The following is a 17,529-nucleotide window of genomic DNA, read 5'->3' as shown; positions in this document are numbered from 1 at the left end:
AAATCCCGCTCACGCGGACTTCGAAGTCATGCCGTCCGGTGTGCTTGGGGCCGACGTGTGCTTGCTCAGGAAAGCACGGACTTCGCCAGGAACCTGTGTGCAAAGTTTTTCCAGCGGCACCGGTCTGCCGATCAGGAAGCCTTGAATCTCATCGCATCCATTGCGGGAAAGAAAGAGCAGCTTGTCCAGGTCCTCGACGCCTTCGGCCACGATCGTCATGTTCAAAGCCTTGCCGAGGCGCACCACAGTCTCGATGATCGCCAGGGAGCTCTGATTGCTGCCGGCATCCTGGATGAAGGATCGGTCGATCTTTATCGTGTCGAAGGGGAAGCGGCTCAGGTAGCCAAGTGACGAATAGCCGACACCGAAGTCATCGAGCGCAATCTTCACGCCGATCCCTTTCAATGTGGTCAGAATGCTCAGGGCGCGCGCATCATCCTCGATGAGAAGGTTTTCCGTTATCTCGAGCTCTATCCGGTTTGCAGGAATGTCGGCCAGCTCGATCGCCTTGCGAACGTCTTCAACGAAGTCGTTGTCGCGGAACTGCACCGGACTGACGTTGACGCTGATCCGGGCTCGCGGGATTTCCTTCGTGGCGGCGAGCAATGCCTGTTGCAGAACCCATTTGCCGATCTGGATGATCTGGCCGGACGTTTCGGCAACTGGAATGAAATCAGCGGGACTTACCAGTCCCTTTTTTGGATGGTTCCAGCGGATCAGGGCCTCGTAGGATGAGATGCTGCCGCTCATCAGATCGAGGCGCGGCTGGAAGTAAAGCTGTAGCTCGTCGTTTGCCACTGCTGAATGCAGGTCTTCTTCAAGCTCTCGCCGCTGGCGGACCTTGTCGCCCATTCCTTCCTTGAAGAGGCAATACGTGTGGCGACCCATGTCCTTGGCGTTATAGAGGGCGATGTCGGCATTCGATACAACATGGTCTGCCGTTGCCGTGCCACCCTCGATCATCGCGATGCCGATGCTTGCGCTTGGCCGAATGATCAATCCGTCGCCGCAATCGATCGGTTGGGACAGTTCACCCACGAGCCTGCGGGCCATGTCTGCAGCCTGGTTGGAGAACTGTATGCCCCGCAGGATGATGGCAAATTCATCGCCACCCAGACGCGATGCGATATCGTGCTGTCGGACGCTACGGCGCAAGCGATCGGCCGTGACCCGGATAACCTTGTCGCCGATCGGATGACCGTGCAGGTCGTTGATATCCTTGAAGCGGTCGAGATCCAGCAGGAGCAGGGCCGCGCTTTGTCTCTCGTCCTGGCACTTGAGCAGGATCTGGTTGAGTTCGGCATTGAACACAGCCCGATTGGGAAGATCCGTTAGAGGATCATGTTGGGCCAGATGGAGGATCTGGGCTTCGGCCTTCTTGCGTTCCCGGAGATCGACAAGTGCGGATACGCGCGTCGGCATGCCGCGATAGGAAATCACACGTGTCCGGATCTCTACCGGGATAGGTTCTCCCTCACGGCTGACGAGTTCCAGTTCGCGCGGTTGCCGTTCTGCCTGAACGAGGTGGCTCTCCAGTGTCCCTGCAAGTTCGGACTGAACAAATTCGTATAGACCGCGCATCTTCAGCTGTTCGATGCTGTATCCGAGCAGCTCCTCGAAAGCGGCGTTGCCGTCTAGGATCCTGCCATCCACTGAAATGACGATCGCATCGAACGTGGCGTTTGCAAGAGCCGAAAGACGTTCTGCTTCCTCCCGGGTCCTTTTGGCATCCGCTGCCTTGACCTGTGCGATCTCCTCGTTCTGGATTGTGTCCATCAGCGCGTTGAACATGCGGGTCAAGCGCTCGGAATCGTCACCCGGGGAAACCTTGAGGCGCATATTGAGGTCGGCCTTGCCGGCAATGACCTTCTCCAATGCATCCTCGACATGCCCGATGCCGAGACGCGTTCCGTGTTCGGCTTCGTTCATGCCGATTTCTTCGTCCGCGGCAGAGACGCGCAAGGGAAGCCAGCGGACCAGAAGCGTGAGAAACAGAAAGCCGGTCGAGAAGCACCAGATGAAGTTGACCGCGGCGCCTTCGAGCTGGATCAAGAATTGATCGAGACGGCTTCCGGCGGGCAAATGCTCCAGTGGAGCGAGAAGTGCTAGTCCGATAGTGCCGATGACCCCGGCAAATCCGTGGACCCCGATCGCGCCGACCGGATCATCGATCTTGAACCTGTGTTCCAGCGCGTGGTTCGTGTAGACCGCGCCGAGACCGCCTGCCAGCCCGATCACTGCGGCTCCTGCCGGTGCCAGGATGTGCGCTCCCGCAGTTACCGCGACAAGGCCGCCCAGGATGCCCGAGAGTGATTTTTCCGGAAGTACGACGCCGTCCTGAAACCACCCCATCATGTAGCCACCAGCCGAACCGGCTGCCGCCGCGATCACGGTATTGACGATGATGAGTGGCACTGCGGGGCTCGCGGCAAGCGTTGACCCCCCGTTGAAGCCGATCCAGCCGACAAAAAGAAGGAATGCGCCTGCTGTTGCCAGAACACTGCTGTGGCCCTGGATCCGCATTGCCCGGCCCTGAATGTCGAAACGTCCGATTCTCGGACCGATGACGAGGCAGGCGGCGAGGGCTATCCAGCCGCCGGTGCTGTGGACGACTGTCGAACCCGCGAAGTCGACAAAACCCTTTTGCGCGAGGAAGGCGCTCGCGTTCTCTACGAGTGCGTTGCCCCAGGCCCAGTGAGCGAACAGGGGGTAGATAAAGCCGGCAGTGATGACGGAGCACCATATGTAGGCTGAAAGCTTCATGCGCTCCGCGACGGCCCCGGAGATGATCGTGGCCGCTGTTCCGCAGAACATGACCTGGAACGCAAAGAAGGCGTAATGCCAGGGCGTCATGTCGCCAAGCAACAGGAGGCTCGTGTCCAGGCCGAAAAGAAAACCGTCAGAGGCCGAGAACGCAAACGCGAAGCCGAAGGCCGCAAAAATCAGTGCCGAAAAAGTGAAGTCCAGCAGATTTTTCTGGGCGACGTTGATGGAGTTCTTCGACCTTACAAGCCCGGCTTCAAGCAGCATGAAACCGACCTGCATCAGGAGAACGAGACCCGCCGCGATAATCACCCAGATCATGTCGAGCGTCTGCTGCAGGCTGTTTGTAGATTCGCCTACCAGTCGACCATGGGAGTCGGCGAATGCATATTCAGGAAAGATACCCACTGCCAAGGCACAGGTCAGGCCTAGTGCCGCCGTGCCGGCGAAAACCGTCTTCATCTTGGATGCCCCAGTCCAAATCAATGACGGAAGGTTTTACCGAAAGTGTTAAGTAGAGGTTTTCAATCGCCTTTTGCGGAAAAATAATTATCGATAATTGGATTTGTTTTCTCGAGGTGAGTAGGAAGTGTCTTGAGAGTGCTTATTGATTGGTCAATTGGCGACAAGATGGGCGGTCGACTTCTGAATTATATTTTCATTAACCCCTGAGAATCGTCAAATACTCATTTCGACCTGTCCGGAATTCTCCGAGTCTCAAAAAAGTCGCGCAGGATCGATGCGGCCCTGCGTTCTCCAATTCCTGAATAGACCTCTGGCGCATGATGGCAGGTCGGCTGGGTGAAGAACCGTGTGCCATGCTCAACAGCTCCGCCCTTGGCGTCGCCGGCGCCAAAATAGAGGCGCCGGATGCGCGCGAACGAGATGGCCGCAGCGCACATTGGACAGGGTTCAAGGGTTACATACAAATCGCAGTCGGGTAGGCGTTGGCTTTGAGCCAGATTGCATGCGTCACGGATCACGAGGACTTCAGCGTGTGCCGTGGGATCGTTGAGTTCCAGAGTCCTGTTGCCGTTACGGGCAATGATCCTTCCGTCTCTGACCAGGACAGCGCCAACTGGAACTTCTCCACGCTGGGCAGCGAGTTCTGCCTGATGAACAGCCTCAGCCATGAAGCCGTTTGTGGGTGTCGGCGTGGTCTTGGTGCTCGGGGGTTGGGCCGTCATCTTCTGCCTGATCTTGTTCGGGTCCTTCGCCTGTCTAGACGCTCGTGACGAGCTTGTCAGCCCCGAGCCATGCGTAGCCGGATTAGCTACGTTGCGAAAAACGTCATACTTGCCGATTCCAGAAAGCCTCCGGCTCTGCTATGACGCGCACATGACCACAGAACAGCCCCCCAAGAAGCGTCGCGGCCCTGCTAAGGCCGGCGGTGCCACAAAACGATTTTCCGGCAAGCGCTCCGACGAGCGCAAGGATGCAGGCCGTGCCCCACGGTCCTTCGGCGACAAGCCGGGGGGCGGAAAGGGTAAGTTCGCTCCGCGCAAGGATCGGGACGGAAACACCAAGCCAGGCAAGTTCGCCGGCAAGGGGCGTAGGGATACGGACCGTAGGTCCAGGCCGCAGGACGAAGCGCGCGGCGATGAGGGCGGCTTCAACCTGGAAAAGGGCGAGCGCATTGCCAAGGTGATGGCTCGCGCGGGGCTTTGCTCCCGCCGCGAGGCAGAGACATGGGTGACTGACGGTCGGGTTGAGGTCAACGGAAAGACGCTCGAGACACCGGCCGTGACCGTGACCAACGCCGACGACGTCAAGGTGGATGGACAGCCATTGCCCCTTCGCGAGCGTACGCGCCTGTGGCTCTACTACAAGCCGCGTGGCCTGGTTACGACGAACCACGACCCGGAAGGAAGGCCAACGGTATTCGACCGGTTGCCCGATGAGTTGCCGCGCGTCCTGACAGTTGGCCGCCTCGACATCAACACCGAGGGCCTCCTGCTGCTCACCAACGACGGTGGTCTGGCCCGGGTTCTTGAATTGCCGGCAACCGGTTGGCTGCGCCGTTATCGCGTTCGCGCTTTCGGCAAGGTGACCCAGGAGCAGCTGAACACGCTTGCCGATGGCGTTGCAATCGATGGTGTGCTCTATGGCGCGATCGAGGCGACGCTCGACAAGGAGCAGGGCGACAATGTCTGGCTGACTGTCGGCCTTCGCGAAGGCAAGAACCGCGAGGTCAAGCGCGTCCTCGAGCATCTCGGCTTGGCGGTGAACCGTCTGATCCGTCTGTCTTTCGGGCCATTCCAGCTCATGGATCTGCAGGAAGGTGGGGTTCGCGAGATCCGCGGCCGGGTCCTGCGCGATCAGCTTGGTGAGAAGCTTGCGGAAGAAGCTGGTGCCGATTTCGATGCGCCGATCTTCAACGAAGCCAAGCCTGAGGCCGAAAAGGAAAGCCGGGGCGGTGGCCGCAAGGCCGCTGCTGGAGGCCAGAAGGCCGCAAAGGGCTCGTGGATGACCGCCCGCGAAGGTCAGGCCGCCAAAGCCGGGCGCAAGCCATCTGGCGCGCCGCGCAGGGACGACGATGGCGATCGTGGTGAACGGCGCGAGCGCGAAGACCGTGACGGGCAGCAGAACCGTCGCCGCAATGCCGGCGATCGTCAGGTCAAGGTTTCTCCCCGCAGCCGCTTCCGCATGACAAGCGAGCCGCGTCCACGTCTGGCCAACGACACGGAGGAGCGCCGTCCGCTTCGCCAGCGCCGCATCTGGGGTGACGAGGGCCTTGTCGAGGACAAGCAGCAAGAGCGCCGGGCGGGCCGTGACAAGGGCGGCGATCGCCCGCGGTCTGATCGTCCGCGTTCATCTGGCCCCCGTTCGGACCGTCCCCGTTCCGACCGGAGCGGTTCTGACAGGCCCGGATCCGACCGGCCCCGCGGTCCGCGTCGCGGAGACCGCTCTTGAGGATTGTTTCAGGCCGTTTCAAGGGCGCAGCAATAGCTGCGCCCAAGACACAGTCGACACGGCCGACCAGTGACCGGCTCCGCGAGACGATCTTCAACATTCTGTCGCACGGTCTTGACGTCGATCTCGACGGTGCACGTGTTCTGGACCTCTTTGCAGGCTCCGGCGCGTTGGGCCTTGAAGCGCTCAGCCGGGGAGCACGCCACTGTACCTTCATCGAAGAGGGGGCAGAGGCGCGTGGGGTCATTCGCCGCAACATGGAAGCCCTGGGCCTGAACGGTGTGGCGAAGATTTTTCGCCGGGATGCGACCCGCCTAGGTGCGGTGGGCACCATCGAGCCTTTCGATCTGGTCTTCGCCGATCCTCCCTACGACAAGGGCATGGGCGAAAAAGCATTGGCTACGGCGCGGGAGGGCGGCTGGTTGAAGCCTGGCGCTGTCTGCGTTCTTGAAGAACGTGCCAGCGCGATTATCGAATTGCCGGAGGGATTTTCAGAGCTGGACCGGCGCGTAGCCGGCGATAGCCAGGTCCTGTTCGTAAAGGCAGACTGATCCGCGGCCCGTTTAAGGTCCGGTGCCTAACCGCCGCCCGGAAGCATGATGTACGTCGTTTTCTGCGACGGAAGAGTATCCCGGCGGGCGATCAACTCTGAATCGCTGGCCTGCTGGATGCTGAAGCCTTCCTGCTGGGCTCTGGCCATAAAGGTCTCAAGCGCGCCATGGAAATGGAAGTGCATGGGGATGACCAGAGAGGGCGAAATTGCCGCCAAAACCTCCATCAGGCTATCGATACGCAGGGTCGATGTATTGTCGATTGCTGCAAAGACGATGTCGATCTGCCCAAGGCGGGTGAGGTCTTCCTGGGTCAGCCGGTGATGCAAGTGACCGAGATGGGCGATGCACAGGTCCGCGACCTCGAAAATGAAGATGGAATTGCCCAATCTTCGTGTGTCGCCATCCCAGCCCCGAATATTCGTCTGAATGTTTCTGATGCGGACATCCTTGACAGTCAGATCGTAGTCGACCGGGGATCCGTCGTCACTCCAGCCGGGAAGAAGGTGCTCTATATCCGGGTCGGGCAGCTGGCTGTAATGCGTACTGTGCGCCCGGTTCATCGTCGCGACTGTCGGGGTTTGCAGAGGGCGAATACTGTCGTTGTAATCGGTCGCTATACGTACACCTTGCGGCGTTTCCAATTCGAACGTGGAGTGCCCGATATACCGGATGCGGACGTCGCCGGGCGCCAGTGCCGCCTGGACCCTGTTCGGCTGAAATCCGGATGCATCCGCAACGAGCTGACAGACGGCAAAAGCGGGTTGCGCAGCCACCGCCAGAAACAGAATGGCGAGAATTGCGATAGGCGATCCGCGGCGGGTGGGCGTGTAAATCATCCGGTCAGTCCCCACGAGTTTCAGCAACCTGACCCAAGGGTAGGGCAGTGGGGGGACATTGCAAGGTGAAATTGGAAGCAGAAGGAAGGCGGCAACCGTTCCGGGAGAGTGACATTTTTATGGAACGGTTGCCAGTTGGGGTCCGGTGGGAGGAAGTCCGGGCCCGTGAAACTGATCAGCAGTTATGTAGCGATACCGGCCGCTTGATGTGGCGCGGTGCCATGTAGCGGTCACCTGCGACTGGTCCTTCAACATTCTGCGCCTGGAAATGAATGAGTTCTCCCGCGTGGCCTGCTTCCTCGATCAGCGAGCGCTTGGAGCACACCGTCGCGATCTTCAATCCAAGACGGCGCAGGTGACTGCGCCTGTAGCAGTAGACAGCGAGGCGGCTTCTTTGGTCTTCCGGAAGCGCTGCCGCGATCTCGCTGACCGCAGCGAACGAAGCATTCATCAAGGCCGCGAAAACCGTTTCTGGGACGGGGCAGTTATCCGGGTCACTGGGTTGGGTGGGATGGGGCATGGCACGATCTCTAATTATGTATGAGATCGAGATTTGAGAAAAAGTTTTAATGAATGGTTAACGTTGTGCGAAGTGAAACTATTCACTGAGAAAAATAGCTATATTTTACATCGTTATAATATCATGTAGGCGCATTATTACTTATGACCATCGAGAAAGCGACCGAGGGTAAGTTTGACCTCATCGCGTAGCGAGTCGGCACTCTCCAGGATGTGTTTTGTCTTCAGGAAGTCCAGCACACGGATGTTGTCATGGGGCGGGCTGACAAGAAGTGCGGGCTTCCGGCTCTTCAGTTTTTCCGAGATGATCGTCTGCATGAGGATCTGAGACGTTCCGAATAGGGCGTCGAGCGACGTTGGCAGGCTTCGGCCTCTGCGCGGAACGGGAGAGCCCACAACATCGACAGCCAGAACAAAGTCGCAATCAGCAGGCAGTCGATCGAAGGGAAGAGGGTTTGTCACACCTCCATCAATGAGGATGCGATCTCCAAGCTTTACGGGTTTGAACACTGCCGGAATGGCGATCGACGCCGCTATTGCATCGATCAGCGGACCAGATTTGAGGCAGACTTCGCCGCAGCCGTAAAAATCGGTCGCAACGATGGTGGTTGGAATCGCGAGTTCCTCGAACGTCTCGGGAAGATGGTTCGCGACGAAAGCCTTCAGGACCTTGGCCGGATCGAATTGCACCATGTTGCCGTCAAACAGCTCGGTCAACTTGCGCGGGCGAAGCTTCCAGAGCGAGTTGAGCACCTTGTTCCGATCACCGAAGGTTTCCATGGCGATGGCCCGCAGTTCCGACCCGCTGAGTCCGCCGGCATAGGCAGCTCCGAAAATGGATCCGATTGACGTGCCTGCAATTGCGGAAGGCTTGATTCCCAGGTCATCCAGGGCCTCCAGAACGGGTATGTGGGACATCCCGCGCGCGCCGCCACCCCCAAGAGCCAGCCCCAGACGAAGACCTGTCATGAAATCACCCCGGTTCTGCTGTCCTGCAAGGACCGTATATCAAGATGCGATCCGCAATCCGACATGGTTAGGGGTCAGATGGCCTCGAAGGAGATATCATTCTGGGTCGTCGAGAGCCAGTCGGTGATCATGTCGTAGGGCATTGGCCGGGCGATATAGTAGCCCTGAACCGAGAAATTGCCCATCATCCGAAGCCGGTCGAACTGGCTGATCGTCTCGACCCCCTCGCATACGATATCGATATCGAGCGACCTTGCGAGATGGATCAAATGATTGACCACGATTTCCTTCTTGGCGTCGGTCAGGATTTTCGCGGTGAATGAACGGTCGATCTTCAGGCCGTTTATTGGAAGGTCTGCGACATGGGACAAGGACGCATAGCCGGTTCCGAAGTCATCGAGTTCGATGTGAACACCCAGCTTGTGCAGTGTCTCGAGAACCTCGGAGTTGTTGCCACGTTCGCTGTCGAGGAACACCGATTCCAGGACCTCTGCGGTGACGTATTCCGGGCTAACGTCATATCGCTGCATTGCCGACGTGAAGTCGGTGACGAGGGTGCCAGAGGTGAGGTGCGAGGGTGACAGGTTCACGGCAACGCGGCCAAATTCGATGTTCGCGTCCTGCCAGGCCCTTGCTGCTGCAAGCGCCTTGTCGATCACGACTTGCCCGAGCGGGGTCGCCAGACTGGTTTTCTCGATGACTGGAAGGAAAGCGCCAGGTCCGAGTACCCCTCGCGTTGGATGTTGCCACCGGACAAGAGCCTCGATGCCCGTCACCTGCTGCGTACGAATGTTCACCTGCGGCTGGAAGACAAGGAAGAACTCGTCACGGCGCAATGCCTGACGGAGTTCCTGTTCCGTCCGCGCCTCGTCGTCGCTGTCGATCTTCATGTCGCTGGTGAAGAAGCTCCAGCGGTCCTTGCCGTCTTCCTTGGACCGGTAAAGTGCCAGATCGGCATGTACGAGAAGCGTGCTGAAATCGTGCCCGTCATCTGGGCACTTTGCGACGCCGATACTTACCGATGGGAAGATCTGTTTGCCATCGTACTCCATCGGCCCGCGCATGACGATGTTGAGACGTTGGCACAATTCTTCCGCATTGGCCGTCTCGTCCAGCGCTAGGATGACAAACTCGTCGCCGCCCCAGCGATAGGCTTCTCCCAGACCTATGCAGCACAGTTTGAGCCTTTCTCCGGCTTCCTGGAGGCAGGCATCGCCAGCACTGTGGCCCAACGTGTCATTGATCCGTTTGAAGTTGTCGATATCGAGATGAATGATGAACGCGGGCTTTGCTGCAATGTCCTCTGCAAACAGTCGCTCAGCATCCCTCTGGCATGCAGCGCGATTGGGAAGGCCTGTAAGTTCATCGAAGTAGGCTATCCGCTCGGCCGCCTCGCGTGCCGACTGGGTTTCCTGCTCCCGGTTCTTGCGGTCGGTGATATCGTTGCAGATGGCGACGAATGATGCGTGTGTTTGCTGGCGATGGACCTGAATGCGAACTTCCACCGGATATTCGCTGCCGTCCTTGCGGCGATGTGATCCTTCGACGTGAAGGACGTTGGACGAGCCGTCCAGCAACGACTGCAGAGACTGGCGAAGCCGGGCCTTGTCCTTGCTGGAAACGATATCCCAGGCAGGGAGTTTGGAGATTTCCTCGGCGCTGTAGCCGACGTTGTCCCTGGCACATTTGTTGGCGTATTCGTAGATCAGCGTTTCGGTGTCGAAGATGTAGATCTCGTTGAGGGAATCCTCAAGGATAGCCGCCATCTGGTTGCTGCGGGTCTTCGTGTTGTGATGGGCGGTGATGTCGTGTGTGGTTCCAAGCACCTTGCTTGGTTTGCCGTATTTGTCGGCAATGACATACCCTCTCACATGCACCCGGCGCACCTCGCCATTTGCCCGGATGACCTGGTGCTCGAAATTGAAGTTCCGGCATTCCTTGATAGCCAGTTCCATTTCGGTTTCGACGTAAGGCCGTTCGCATGGCGGGATCAGATCGTAGAACTTGCGCCGGGCGGCATTGGCAGGAACTGTCTCCGGGAGACCCGCGATGCGATACATTTCTTTGGACCAGAACAGTTCGTTGGTGTCCAGGTCACGTTCCCAGCTACCGAGAGACGCAATTCTCTGCGCCTCGACCAGACGCTCCTCGGAGTGGTGGAGTGCGCGATTGTTTGTTTCAACCGCTTGCTCAAGCTTCTGACGCGTCTTCAGCATTGATGACTGAAGGCTGCGTACCAGCCGCAACATGACATAACCGGCAATTGCCGTAATGACGCAGGCAAGCAGGAGCAGCGCGAACGAATGCCTCAAGGAGGCGACCACCGTGCCGGTGATGTCTTGCATCAGGACGAGATATGCGCCGCGAGAGCCATCTGCGTGGTCGAGAGGGAACGTGTAGGCAACCCTGACTGAAGACTTGTCCAGAAAGATCCGGTTCGATTGAGATACGGACTGAGGGTCATCGCTCAGGAACCCGGTGATCCTCGACGGGACAGCAAAATCCCCAACCGGCCGGTACACGATACGGCCGGTTGCGGTCCAGCCTTCTTCGGCATCGGCGACTTCGGTTCCGGGCGGGAGGTGATCGATATCGTGGACTTCGATCAGCTTTGCACCGAGGGTATTGCCGATGAACCCCAGAGGGCCCCGGATCTCCGTTCCAAGCTTGAGATACCCTATGAGGTGACCGTTGACGGTCCATGGCCGAACCGCGGCAATAATGTTCGTGCCTGCATCGCCCATCTCGATTCCAGATGCTGACGCTGTACTCGTTGCGGCGGCGCTTACAAGGAAATTGGGACTGTTCGATGCGCCCGTCTGCCTCGCGTGGGCGCTGGCGACACGGTTGAGTCGCGGGTCGTAGATGGAGAACTCGGAGATCTGGTGGCGCTCCTCCATTTCCGGGAAGATGGAGGAGGCAACTTCCAGGAGTGAAGCCCTGTCACCGCTGATATAGGCATTTGCAAGTGCCTGGTTCGCAGAAATACCGAGAAGGGCCTTCTCGAGGCCAGCTGCGGTGGACCGCTCTTCATGCTTAAGGAACGACTTGGCAGTTGCGACGGTATTTTCGATATTCTGCTGAAGGTGCCGATATTCGCTGAGGAAATTCTGTCCGATCAGGATTGCAAGGGTCAGAAAGAAGAAGCACAGAAAAGTTGTCTGGAGTGGGCGTGATATCTGCTTGCCATTTTTGCTCCAATGGCGCATGACGGCATCAAGCCGCGCTGTAAAACCGCGCGCATGGCCGTTGCTTTCGGCCGTGGCTTTTATGATCGGTTGAACTCCGCGGTCCACTCGTCACTCCTCTGGCAGCCCGTACCCGGGGTCCAGTTAAACAAAGCCATGAAAACGTAACGTCACTTATGCCGTGTCAACCTCTGATAGGTTATGGCAGGTGCGGTTTCTGGCCCCAAAACTATCCGCAAATTAGCTGATACAAGTTAACTTGGTTTGAATCCTGCCGTTAATTTGCAAGTGATTTCGGTAACTTGCAGTCGTACAGCAGAAATCAGCGGTTTTCTTTGGCTTGATTACAGAAGTAGAGCCCGGTTGCCGCTATAGCTTCGGTCTGGGCCGCCATGGACTTGGCATGGGCGCTGCTCGCGGTCCCGTCGCGCAGTCGACCCGCGATCCCTTGCAGGATTGCAGCGAGACGGAAAAAATTGAAGGCGAAGTAGAAAGGCAGGTTGTGCCCGATCACCAAGCCCGTCCGCCGTTCGTAGTCTGCAACATAATCTCCAAGTTCCGGAATGCCGAGCGCAGCAAGATCATGTCCCTGAAGGGTCCCGATACCGCCTTTTGTCACCGGCATTGCCCACTGCATGCAATGGTAGGTGAAATCGGCCACTGGGTCGCCAAGTGTCGAGAGTTCCCAGTCCAGGACCGCTTCGATGCGATTGGCTTTCTTCGCAAGGATCAGGTTATCCAGGCGAAAATCTCCGTGAACCAGTCTGGAGGGTTGTTCCGGTGGCAGGTTCTCGGGCAGCCAATCTATCAGCGTTTCCATGGCCGGGATCGCGGTCGTTTCAGATGCACGATATTGCCGTGTCCAGCGTGAGACCTGGCGCTTCAGGTAGTCGGACGGCTTGCCATAATCCGCCAAGCCGATCTCTTCGGGTTTCAGGTTGTGCAGCTGGGCCATGGTGGCATTCATGGCATCGAAAATCTCGGCTCGGTCACCTGGAGAGGCATCCGGGATATAGGGTTCCCAGATAATGCGGCCGTCGATGTGGTCCATGACGAAGAACACCGAGCCAATCACGCTTTCATCTTCGCATAGGGCATGGACTTCCGGAACCGGAAAGCCCTGTCGGCCAAGCGCTGCCATCACGCGATGCTCGCGCTCGACTGCATGAGCTGAGGGCAGCAGGTTACCCGGCGGCTTGCGGCGCAGGACATATCGACCGGACGCTGCCTCGATCAGATATGTCGGGTTCGATTGTCCTCCCTTGAACTGGGTGACGGTGATCGGTCCCGTGAAGCCGTCTACATGCTGCGTTAGCCACGAACTCAGGCTTTCCTCTGGCAACGCCAGGGCAGCTTCAGGGGCTTTGGTGCCGCTGTTTGCGGACTGACGATCCGTTGCGGGTGTCTCAGGCTGCATGGTCGGAATCCAGGAAGGGCAAAAGCTCTGCGAGCAGGGCTTCAGGGTTTTCTTCTGCCACGAAATGGCCGCCAGGGATCGCGCTTCCGCGCACATCGCTCGCCCATTTCGACCACACATCCAGCGGTGTCTCGGCGCCGGGGGCAATCCCACTCTGGCCCCATACAGCGAGTACCGGTGCCTTGATCTTGCGCCCGGCTTCCCTGTCGGCCTGGTCATGCTCGACGTCTATGGTCGCTCCAGCCCGGTAGTCTTCGCAGGTTGCCGCGATCCGTTCAGCTTGCTCAAAACTGGCGTGGTAGTGCTGGAGGGCTTCAGGGGTAAAGCAATCAAGGGACTTTGCGCCGGTCCAACTCGCCAGCGTGTGATCCAGGAACGCCGCCGCATTCGCAGCAATCATGGTCTCGGGGAATGGTGCGGGCTGTGCGAGGAATGCCCAATGATAGATCTTCAGCGCGAATGGCCGGTCGAGCTTTAGCCAGTAGTCGAGCGTCGGAAGGATGTCGAGAACGGCAAGCCGGTTCACCTTGCCCGGGTGATCAAGGGCCATTCGATAAGCGACGCGGGCGCCGCGGTCATGACCGACGACCGAGAAGTTCCGGTGCCCCAGCGCGTCCATCAGCTCCACGAGGGTGCGTGCCATCGCGCGTTTCGAGTAGGCCGCATGATCATCGCTGAGGGCCGGGATCGCGCTCCGGCCATAGCCGGGAAGATCGGGAATGACCAGTCGATGACGTGATGCCAGAGCCGGAGCAATCCTGTGCCACATCACATTGCACTGGGGATAGCCATGAACCAGGAGCAGCGGTGGCCCATCGCCACCGATCCGGCAGAAGATGCTGCCACCGCTCGTGTCGAATGTCCTGGTTTCGAACCCCGGAAAAAGATCCGGCAGCTCCTGCTTTGGCGCCATGCATGTCTCCATTCCGGCCCATCGTTAGGATCGCGGACGCTGAGAGTGCACGGGGCCTGTCGCCTGTGCAAGACCACCGGAGAGGCAAAACTGCTTTGGTGGCCACAAGCTATGTCGCAGGATCTATCGAAGTCTCAGCTGTCGCGGGCAAGCGCGCGCCAGGCGATATCTTTACGGCAGAAGCCTTCAGGCCAATCGATCTTGGCGATAGCGGCGTAGGCCTTGTCGCGGGCTTCCTTGACCGACACGCCGCGTGCGGTAACGTTCAGAACGCGCCCACCGTTGGCGACCAGATGTCCACCGGAGGACTTGGTGCCGGCGTGGAAGATCTCGACGTCCGGATCTGACGCCGCTTCCGACAGTCCCTTGATCACGGTGCCTTTCTCGTAATCGCCCGGATAACCCTTGGCGGCCATGACGACGGTCAGGGCGACGAGGTCGTGCCAACGCACGCTGACCTTGTCGAGCGCGCCGCCGGCTGCTGCAAGCATGACGGTCAGGATATCGTCCTTGAGGCGTAGCATGAGCACCTGGCACTCCGGATCGCCGAAACGCGTGTTGTATTCGATCAACTTCGGGCCGTCCCTGGTGATCATCAGGCCGGCGTAGAGAACACCCTTGAACGGGGTGCCGCGCTTGGCCATGGTCGCCACGGTCGGCTCGATGATTTCGCGCATGGTCTGCTCTATCAGGGCGTCGGTCATCACCGGAGCGGGGGAGTAGGCCCCCATGCCCCCGGTGTTCGGGCCCTCATCGCCGTCAAAGGCGCGCTTGTGGTCCTGAGCGGTGGCAAGGGGTAGCGCCGTCTTCCCATCGACGATGACAAAAAAGCTGGCCTCTTCGCCTTCAAGAAACTCCTCGATGACCACCTCTGCGCCTGCATCTCCGAAGCTGCCGTCGAAACATGCCTCCACAGCGGCAAGCGCCTCTGCCTCCTCCATGGCAACGACAACGCCTTTGCCGGCGGCAAGTCCGTCGGCCTTGACGACGATCGGGGCGCCTTGGGCGCGGACATAGGCGAGGGCGTCGGCCTTGTTGTCGAAGCGGCCATAACCTGCCGTCGGAATCGAGGCCTCGTCGCACACGCCCTTGGTGAACGCCTTGGAGCCCTCCAGCTGAGCTGCAGCCCTGCTGGGTCCGAAAGCCTTGATGCCCGCTGCTTCGAGGTCATCGACAAGCCCTGCGACCAGGGGCGCCTCGGGTCCGACAACGACCAGCTCGACATTGTGGTTCTCACAGAAGTGGATCACGTCTGCATGGTTCGAAACGTCCAGATCAACAAGGGTGGCGACCTCCGCAATCCCCGCGTTTCCCGGCGCGGCATAAAGCGTCGTCAGCAGGGGGGAGTTGGAGATGGCCCATGCCAGGGCATGCTCGCGGCCACCAGAGCCGATCAGAAGGATGTTCATGAGGTTGGTCTCTCTCGACGTTCACACGGCGTGGCCTTGCCAAGGCGACGGTAGGACGGCTCCCGGCAAGCGATGTGCGCGCGGTCTAGCATGGGTGGTTGAGGCAGACAATGCTGCCATCGCTTACCCTTGACGACGGCCGGTTCAAGCGGGGGAAGGAGGGGTGATGGGAGGAAGTCTGGAGATCCTGCTGGGAGGGCCTGCCCATGGCGCCGTTCTCATGGCTCTGGCGGAACAGGCGGCGGCCGAGCGCTCTGCAGGTATGATGAAACCTCAGAGGGAGACCTTGCGCCGGCTGCTTGTCGACGCGGCAGCGGGCCGTGTCTATCTTGCGCTTGTAAGGGGACGGGAAGCTGGCCATGTCATCGTTACCTTCGGTGTGTCCGTTCGGTCCGCTGGCCGCGTGGCCATGATCGAAGAGTGTTTCGTCTCCCGTGACTATCGCGGTAGCGGGTTCGAGGAACGGATCATCAGGGCTGTCCTGCGTGACCTTTCGGCCTTTGGCCTCGTGGAGGCGACACTGCTTTGCTCCGGCGCTTGTGGTATCGAGGAGGTCGTCGCAAGGGTCGGGTTCACCCCGTCGGGCGAAAGAATGTACCGGATTGCCCTTGATGAGCCGGGGGACGACTGACCAGCCGCCGGCCCTGTGTCGGCCTCCGGTTGAGCGGATTTCGCGCCTGCCACGCAGAAAATATGTCATGCAAGATATGCCGTTACGGCAAGGCGGTAAGTGGCTTGCCAAACGATGCAGGCTTGCTAAAGAAAGGCATGGTTACTGCTAATATTATTCTATTGCTTTCTCAGGCGGTCGTTTATTTCACGGTCATGATGGGACTGCTTCAGGCCCGCCGCTCGATCGGCATCGGGGTGTTCATGTGCGCCCTAGGGGTGATGCACTTCCTCGAAACATACCTTGCCAGCGTTTTCTACATTCAGCTGCCCTTCGGCATCATCTCACCAGGATCGACGGTGCTGTTCTCCGGCAAGCTCCTGATGATCCTCTTGCTCTACATTCGGGAAGACGCTTCGGTCGTGAGGCAGCCAATCTACGGCTTGCTGATCGGCAATTTCCTGATCGTCGGACTCGTGATGATCCTGCGCAGTCATGAGACGGTTTCGGTGATCCCGGGCCGGTTGCCGGATATCCGGTTCGTCGACGAGATGGGTTGGTTGATGGTCTGGGGCACCATTTTGCTGTTTATAGACGCCATCGCGATCATCGTTCTTTACGAGCGCATAGGGGATTTTCTCGGTCGGCATCTTGGCTGGCGGTTCCTGATCTGCGGGGTCGCCGTACTGACGTTCGATCAGGCGGGGTTCTACGTTGCCCTTCATTATGTTTCCGGCGCGCCGATAAGCGTCTTTTTCGGCGGGTGGGCCGCGAAGATGGCGGCGGTCGTCGTCTACACAGGCTTCTTCATCGCCTATCTCAAGTTCTTCGATGACGAGGAGAAATGGCTCACACACAGGTCTTTCCGGGATGTGTTTCAGGTGCTCACCTATCGAGAGCGGTACATGGACCTTCTTGAGGAGACCAGCCGCGATCACCTCACCGGGACCTATCACCGGCGTCACTATGACCTGAACGCACCTGGTATTCTGGGTGCCAGCCTGAAGGCGGAGCGCCCGATTACCATGCTCGTCATCGACATCGATCACTTCAAGAGCGTGAATGACCGCCACGGTCATCAGGTCGGTGACGAGGTTCTGAAAGCGATTGCGGAGACCTTGAAGAAGAATCTCAGGACCGATGACTATCTCTATCGTTTCGGTGGCGAAGAGTTCGTCCTCCTGTGTGATCGACTCGACAGCGAGGGCGCGGTCTCGATGGCGAACCGACTGCGGCGCATCATCGAGTGCACAAGCTTTCGCGGCCTCAATGAGAGTGAGCGCGTGACCGTCAGCATCGGTGTTGCCAGTGCCCCGGCAGACGGCGAGACGCTTGAGGGCCTGTTTCAGACGGCTGACCTGCGCCTTTACGACGCAAAGAATGCTGGAAGAAACCGGGTTTGCGGTCCGGCGGTTCAGGATCGCCTTTGACCCTTGGC

Annotated in this window: 13 protein-coding genes; 4 read left to right on the top strand and 9 right to left on the bottom strand. The window is 59.0% G+C overall.

What is annotated here, in order from left to right:
- Positions 1-9 precede the first annotated feature (9 nt).
- Positions 10-3,225 carry an ammonium transporter gene (gene amt, locus ACN0SY_RS06435; protein ID WP_417685509.1) on the bottom strand — a complete coding sequence of 1,072 codons (3,216 nt, stop codon included), beginning with the start codon at positions 3,223-3,225 and terminating at the stop codon, positions 10-12.
- A 224-nt stretch (positions 3,226-3,449) separates the two neighbouring features.
- A complete protein-coding gene (locus ACN0SY_RS06430; protein ID WP_417685901.1) occupies positions 3,450-3,896 on the bottom strand; it encodes a nucleoside deaminase in 447 nt (148 codons plus the stop codon).
- Positions 3,897-4,101: 205 nt separating this feature from the next.
- Between ACN0SY_RS06430 and ACN0SY_RS06425 the strand changes: the two genes are divergently transcribed.
- Together ACN0SY_RS06425 and rsmD are read left to right on the top strand one after the other, a co-directional pair.
- Positions 4,102-5,676 carry a pseudouridine synthase gene (locus tag ACN0SY_RS06425; protein ID WP_417685508.1) on the top strand — a complete coding sequence of 525 codons (1,575 nt, stop codon included), beginning with the start codon at positions 4,102-4,104 and terminating at the stop codon, positions 5,674-5,676.
- Complete coding sequence (rsmD, locus tag ACN0SY_RS06420) at positions 5,673-6,227, top strand: 16S rRNA (guanine(966)-N(2))-methyltransferase RsmD (protein ID WP_417685506.1); 555 nt, start codon at positions 5,673-5,675, stop codon at positions 6,225-6,227. The genes ACN0SY_RS06425 and rsmD overlap by 4 nt, the downstream gene beginning before the upstream one ends.
- Before the next feature lie 26 nt (positions 6,228-6,253).
- On the opposite strand, the gene ACN0SY_RS06415 is transcribed toward rsmD, so the two are convergent.
- From ACN0SY_RS06415 to purD, 7 genes are all read right to left on the bottom strand, one after another.
- Complete coding sequence (locus ACN0SY_RS06415; RefSeq protein ID WP_417685504.1) at positions 6,254-7,066, bottom strand: MBL fold metallo-hydrolase; 813 nt, start codon at positions 7,064-7,066, stop codon at positions 6,254-6,256.
- Between the two features lie 175 nt (positions 7,067-7,241).
- Positions 7,242-7,517 carry a hypothetical protein gene (locus tag ACN0SY_RS06410; protein ID WP_417685502.1) on the bottom strand — a complete coding sequence of 92 codons (276 nt, stop codon included), beginning with the start codon at positions 7,515-7,517 and terminating at the stop codon, positions 7,242-7,244.
- 206 nt (positions 7,518-7,723) lie between these two features.
- The gene (locus ACN0SY_RS06405; RefSeq protein WP_417685500.1) at positions 7,724-8,554 is read right to left on the bottom strand and encodes a patatin-like phospholipase family protein; all 831 of its coding nucleotides are present in this window, start codon (positions 8,552-8,554) and stop codon (positions 7,724-7,726) included.
- Between the two features lie 74 nt (positions 8,555-8,628).
- The gene (locus tag ACN0SY_RS06400; protein ID WP_417685498.1) at positions 8,629-11,850 is read right to left on the bottom strand and encodes an EAL domain-containing protein; all 3,222 of its coding nucleotides are present in this window, start codon (positions 11,848-11,850) and stop codon (positions 8,629-8,631) included.
- Positions 11,851-12,064: 214 nt separating this feature from the next.
- Positions 12,065-13,159: a phosphotransferase family protein gene (locus ACN0SY_RS06395; RefSeq protein WP_417685496.1), complete on the bottom strand. Its 1,095-nt coding sequence runs from the start codon at positions 13,157-13,159 to the stop codon at positions 12,065-12,067.
- Positions 13,149-14,072 (bottom strand): alpha/beta fold hydrolase, encoded by a 924-nt coding sequence (locus tag ACN0SY_RS06390; RefSeq protein WP_417685494.1) that lies wholly within the window; start codon positions 14,070-14,072, stop codon positions 13,149-13,151. Before ACN0SY_RS06390 ends, ACN0SY_RS06395 begins: the two co-directional genes overlap by 11 nt.
- A 134-nt stretch (positions 14,073-14,206) precedes the next feature.
- A complete protein-coding gene (gene purD / locus ACN0SY_RS06385; protein ID WP_417685492.1) occupies positions 14,207-15,481 on the bottom strand; it encodes a phosphoribosylamine--glycine ligase in 1,275 nt (424 codons plus the stop codon).
- Positions 15,482-15,647: 166 nt separating this feature from the next.
- Here purD and ACN0SY_RS06380 point away from each other — a divergent pair, with 166 nt between their 5' ends.
- Both ACN0SY_RS06380 and ACN0SY_RS06375 read left to right on the top strand, forming a co-directional pair.
- Positions 15,648-16,112, top strand: a complete 465-nt coding sequence (locus tag ACN0SY_RS06380) for a hypothetical protein (RefSeq protein WP_417685490.1) — start codon at positions 15,648-15,650, stop codon at positions 16,110-16,112.
- A gap of 137 nt (positions 16,113-16,249) precedes the next feature.
- Positions 16,250-17,521: a GGDEF domain-containing protein gene (locus ACN0SY_RS06375; RefSeq protein WP_417685488.1), complete on the top strand. Its 1,272-nt coding sequence runs from the start codon at positions 16,250-16,252 to the stop codon at positions 17,519-17,521.
- Positions 17,522-17,529 lie beyond the last annotated feature (8 nt).

This window comes from Roseibium sp. (genome assembly GCF_048261595.1).
Classification (GTDB): Bacteria; Pseudomonadota; Alphaproteobacteria; order Rhizobiales; family Stappiaceae; genus Roseibium.
The sequence above is the reverse complement of the archived record's forward strand: the minus strand, read 5'-3'. Positions and strand labels throughout refer to the sequence as shown.